Raw genomic sequence first — 4,705 nt, 5'->3', positions numbered from 1 at the left:
AGGTACACGGTGCCGCCGCGGGGAGTGCCCGCCGACGCCGGCTTCGCCTGACGGCGGTCGATCAGGCCGGCCCGCTGCCTCAGATACTCCGCGTCCAATAGGTGCTCCGGCGGGACCCGCATGTGGTCGATGTCGCAGACGTATGCCTGCGCGTCCGCAAACGCCAGCTTGAGCGCTTCGATCTGCAGGTGCAAACTCTCGGCCGAATCGACTGGCAGCGAAGACATGTCAAAGTGCTGGAGGATCCCGAGCGCGATCAGCGCCACGATGCCCTGCCCATTGGGCGGGATCTCGTGAACGGTGTACCCGCGGTAGGTTCCGCTGATGGTGCCCACCCAGTCGGCTCGGTGAGCCGCCAGGTCGCTGGTCCGCATCACGCCGCCGTTGGCAAGCGCGTGCGCCTCGAGTCGCTCGGCCAGCTCCCCGCGGTAGAACGCCTCACCCTTGGTCGCGGCGATCTTCTCCAGCGTGGCGGCCTGCTCGGGAAACCTGAACACCTCGCCGGGTTTCGGTGCCCGCCCGGCTGGCATGAACGCCTCGGCGAAACCGGGCTGCTTTTCGAAGAGTGGCACTTGGGCCGCCCACTGGTCGGCAACCGTGGGCGAGACCAGGAAACCCTTGAGCGCGTAGTCGATTGCGGGCTCAAAGAGCCTTTCGAACGGAAGCCTGCCGAACCTGTCATGTAGTTCCGTCCACGCCGACACCGCGCCGGGCACGGTCACCGCGTTCCAGCCGAGCGCCGGAACGGCCTTGCCGCCGAAGAATTCCGGGGTCCAGGCCGCGGGCGAGCGGCCCGACGCGTTCAGCCCGTGCAATCGCCGGCCGTCCCAGACGATGGCGAAGGCGTCCGAGCCGATGCCGTTGGATACCGGCTCCACGACCGTCAGGGCGATGGCGGTGGCGACGGCCGCGTCCACCGCGCTTCCGCCCTCGGCCAGCATCCGAAGGCCCGCTTGGGCGGCCAGCGGTTGTGACGTGCACACAACGTTCTCCGCCAGGATGGGCTTTCGCGGCCAGGCGTAAGGGAGATCCCAGTCGAATGGTGCGGTCACCTTGCGATCGTCGCACGAGGTATCGAGCGGACCCAACGGAAGTCCCGCCTGCGAAAGGCATTGCGCTCGTCCCGAATTTGATAGCGCATGCGATATTTCATTCGCGATTCGCCGACGGCCCGGCTGCTGGTGCGGCAGTGACTGACGTGACGCGGGCCCACGACAACCGGCCTCAGGCCGTCAACAGCGGCGCCATCCAGGTGAGCTCGGCCGGCAGTTGCGAACTCCAGAACTCCGCGTTGTGCCCGCCGGGTGAGAAGCCGCCCGCCGGCGGATGGGGCAGTTGAGCGATGAACTGCTTGGTGGCACCGTAGAACGGATCGCTGTCACCGCAATCGACCCGAATGGGAATCGACGCCAGCGCCGGCATTCCGAACACCGAGTTCGCCGCGAAGTCGTCGGACCCGTCGAACGCGCCGGGGGCAGCCGCGCCGGAGGACAGCCAAAGTGCGGGACTGACCGCGCAAATGGCCGCTGTGCGCGCGGGACCCAGCCGGCCGCCGAGCAACAACGCGCCGTAGCCGCCCATCGACCAGCCCAGGAACGCCACCCGGGAGGTGTCCAGGCCCTGGGTGCCCAGCATGGGTATGAGCTCGTCGAGCACCATGGCCCCGCTGTCCTCGCCGGAGGCCCGCTTGTGCCAATAGCTGCCCCCGCCGTCCACGGCAACCACCGCAAAGGGCGGCAGCCCCGCGTTGACGGCCTGCGCCAGACCCTGTTCGACGCCGCCGGCCATCACGGTCGACGCATCACTGCCTTTACCGTGCAGCGCGATCACTGGTCGCAGGGCCTTGGTCTGGCCGGGCGGACGCGCGATGGCCCAGTTGGTGTTGATTCCGCCGCGCGCCGCCGAAACGAAGGAACCGGTCACCATGGTGGGCGCGGCCTGACCCGGCGGCGCCGGTTCGAGAGGCGGAGGAGGTGGCGGCGCCAGCGGCGCCTGGGTGCCCGCGGGCGACAGCGGCATGGCCTGGGAAGGGCGGGGCTTGAACAGGATGTCGAGGGCATAAGTGCCGGCTGCGCCCGCGGCCGCGCTGGCTCCGAGGCCCAGCAGGGCGCGGCGGCTCAGGTCGGACATGCGGGCCATCATGCCATGTTCGTTTAGCGGGCCGTTTGGCGGAAATGGCAATGCAGTACCACTTTGACTGGCACGATGGCTACTCGTGACGGCAGCAGTTACTCCCAAGGGAGAACGTCGACGGTATGCGCTCGTCAGCGCCGCCGCCGAGCTGCTTGCCGAGGGCGGTTTCGAGGCCGTGCGGCACCGCGCTGTCGCTCGGCGCGCCGGACTCCCGTTGGCGTCGACGACGTATTACTTCTCGTCCCTTGACGATTTGATTGCGCGCGCCGTCGAACACATCGCGATGATCGAGGTGGCGCAGCTGCGGTCGCGGGTTACCGCACTTTCCCGTCGGCGTCGCGGTCCCGAAACCATCGCCGAGGTGTTGGTCGACCTGCTCGTCGGCGACGTGTCCAGCCCGGGACTCAGCGACCAATTGATCTCGCGCTACGAGCGGCACATCGCCTGCACCCGCCTGCCCGCGTTGCGCGAGACCATGCGTCGCAGTCTGCGGCAGCGCGCCGAGGCCGTGGCCGAGGCCATCGAGCGATCGGGCCGGACGGTGCACATCGAGCTGGTGTGCACGCTGATCTGTGCGGTCGACGGTTCCGTGGTCTCAGCCTTGGTCGAAGGTCGCGATCCTCGCGCGGCGGCGCTGGGTACGGTGGTCGACCTCATCGACGTGCTGGCGCCGATCGATCAGCGGCCCGTGCGGTCGGCGGGCAGCGATGGCGTCACGATGTACCCGGTGGCGAAGTCGCCGTAGATCGTCACATCCGCCGGGCGGCGTTGTGCGTACAAGGCCACGTAGGCGCACACGACGGCGTCGATCGGATCCTCGGCCCGGCGCAGCTCGGCTTTGCGCCGGGCGGTGGTTACGCCCCTGCGCAGCCGGCCCCAATCGTCGTGGCGCATCACCTCTAACGGCACCGCGGCGTGCGCAAGCCTCTCGATGCCGTCCATCAGCAGGAGCAGCTCGGATCTGAGCTGGTCGACGTCGCGGCCGGGCTTGGCCTTGTACTTGAGCGTTCGCGCCAACCGGAACAGCACCACCGTCGCCGGATGCGGATAGACCTCGATGGCGCGGCGCGGCGCCGACGAGCGCGGGTCCATGTCCAGTCCGAGTGCGTTGGCCAATCGGGCCGCGCGCGGTCCGTCGGCGAACTCCGGTTTCGCGGTGTTGGCCGGATGGGCGCCGGCTTCGAACCTGCGGAAGTCGCGGTTGAGCGCCGCTTCGGCGGGACGCTGGCCGGTCGGGTTCGTCACCACCAGCGGCGCGTCGAAGGCGACGACGCAATGTCCACGCACGTATGGCGACAACGCGGCGAGCACGGTGACGTCGTCGCCTTCGGCGCCGATGTGCACGAGGTGGCCTCCGGCGTCGACGACCGCCACCCCCGTCGGGTTGCGCCCGGCCCAGGCCAGATCGACACCGGCGAAGTACATCCCGCCCAGTATGGGGCCGCAGCCCGTCACACGGGCCACAGGGGTCACCGCCTCGGGAGGATCGGTCGAGGTGCCCGCCTCGCAGCGACAATTCGGCCGGCGGTGGGCGATCGCCGCTTGTTGTCGCTCGGAGGCGGGCACTCGGTGGGCCGGGCCGCGACGGAGGCTGGTGTGGCCAATGTGACCGCAACCCGGCTGGCGGGACGGGCCGATCGTAAGCTCTATGTCTGTGAGCATTCCGAATGTCCTGGCCACCCGGTACGCCAGCGCGGAAATGGTCGCGATCTGGTCGCCGGAGGCCAAGGTCGTCGCGGAACGCCGGCTGTGGCTGGCGGTGCTGCGGGCGCAGGCGGAGCTGGGTGTCGACGTCCCGCAGGACGCGATCGCCGACTACGAGCGGGTGCTCGAGGACGTCGATCTGGCCTCGATCGCCGACCGCGAGCGGGCGCTGCGCCACGACGTCAAGGCCCGGATCGAGGAATTCAACGCGCTGGCCGGCCACGAGCACGTGCACAAGGGGATGACCAGCCGCGACCTGACCGAGAACGTGGAGCAGCTCCAGATCCGGCGGTCGCTGGAGCTGGTGTTCTCCCACGGCGTCGCGGTCGCGGCGCGACTCGCCGAGCGGGCGGTGGCCTACCGCGATCTAGTGATGACCGGACGCAGCCACAACGTCGCCGCGCAGGCCACCACGCTGGGCAAGCGGTTCGCCTCTGCCGCGCAAGAGACGCTGATCGCGCTGACCCGACTGCGCGAGTTGATCGACCGGTACCCGCTGCGCGGCATCAAGGGTCCGATGGGCACTGCCCAGGACATGCTGGACCTGCTGGACGGCGACGCTGCCAAGCTGGCCGAACTGGAGCGACGGGTGGCCGAATTCCTCGGCTTCGCAAGCGTTTTGACCAGCGTGGGCCAGGTCTATCCGCGTTCGCTGGACCACGACGTGCTCTCGGCTCTGGTGCAGCTGGGCGCCGGGCCGTCGTCGATGGCCCACACCATCCGGCTGATGGCCGGGCACGAGCTCGTCACCGAGGGGTTCGCGCCGGGACAGGTGGGGTCGTCGGCGATGCCGCACAAGATGAACACCCGAAGTTGTGAGCGGGTCAACGGGCTGCAGGTCGTGTTGCGCGGCTACGCCTCGATGGCC

General features: G+C 69.2%; 5 protein-coding genes. 2 read left to right on the top strand and 3 right to left on the bottom strand.

From position 1 onward, the window contains the following. Both A9X05_RS01635 and A9X05_RS01630 read right to left on the bottom strand, forming a co-directional pair. Positions 1-1,052, bottom strand: a 1,052-nt coding sequence (locus A9X05_RS01635) for a gamma-glutamyltransferase family protein (protein ID WP_067751876.1), incomplete at its 3' end; no start/stop codon positions are given. Between the two features lie 172 nt (positions 1,053-1,224). Continuing rightward, a complete protein-coding gene (locus A9X05_RS01630) occupies positions 1,225-2,142 on the bottom strand; it encodes an alpha/beta hydrolase-fold protein (protein WP_067751873.1) in 918 nt (305 codons plus the stop codon). A 55-nt stretch (positions 2,143-2,197) separates the two neighbouring features. Between A9X05_RS01630 and A9X05_RS01625 the strand changes: the two genes are divergently transcribed. Next, entirely contained in the window at positions 2,198-2,878 is a 681-nt protein-coding gene (locus A9X05_RS01625) for a TetR/AcrR family transcriptional regulator (RefSeq protein WP_197281179.1), read from the top strand. Here the strand turns inward: A9X05_RS01625 and A9X05_RS01620 are convergent. Further along, positions 2,812-3,558 carry a DUF429 domain-containing protein gene (locus A9X05_RS01620; RefSeq protein ID WP_067778724.1) on the bottom strand — a complete coding sequence of 249 codons (747 nt, stop codon included), beginning with the start codon at positions 3,556-3,558 and terminating at the stop codon, positions 2,812-2,814. The two genes, A9X05_RS01625 and A9X05_RS01620, sit on opposite strands and share 67 nt — an antisense overlap. 229 nt (positions 3,559-3,787) lie before the next feature. On the opposite strand from A9X05_RS01620, the gene purB reads away from it, so the two are divergent. Next, positions 3,788-4,705, top strand: a 918-nt coding sequence (gene purB / locus A9X05_RS01615; protein WP_067778721.1) for an adenylosuccinate lyase, incomplete at its 3' end; no start/stop codon positions are given.

Source organism: Mycobacterium sp. E3298 (genome assembly GCF_001666895.1).
In the GTDB taxonomy this organism is placed as follows: Bacteria; Actinomycetota; Actinomycetes; order Mycobacteriales; family Mycobacteriaceae; genus Mycobacterium.
This window is presented reverse-complemented; position numbering and strand designations above follow the sequence as displayed.

What these genes read in the sequence shown, in the direction of transcription:
- A9X05_RS01630 (WP_067751873.1), bottom strand. Translation starts at nt 2,142, where the DNA reads ATGATGGCCCGCATGTCCGACCTGAGCCGCCGCGCCCTGCTGGGCCTC.
- A9X05_RS01620 (WP_067778724.1), bottom strand. Translation starts at nt 3,558, where the DNA reads ATGTACTTCGCCGGTGTCGATCTGGCCTGGGCCGGGCGCAACCCGACG.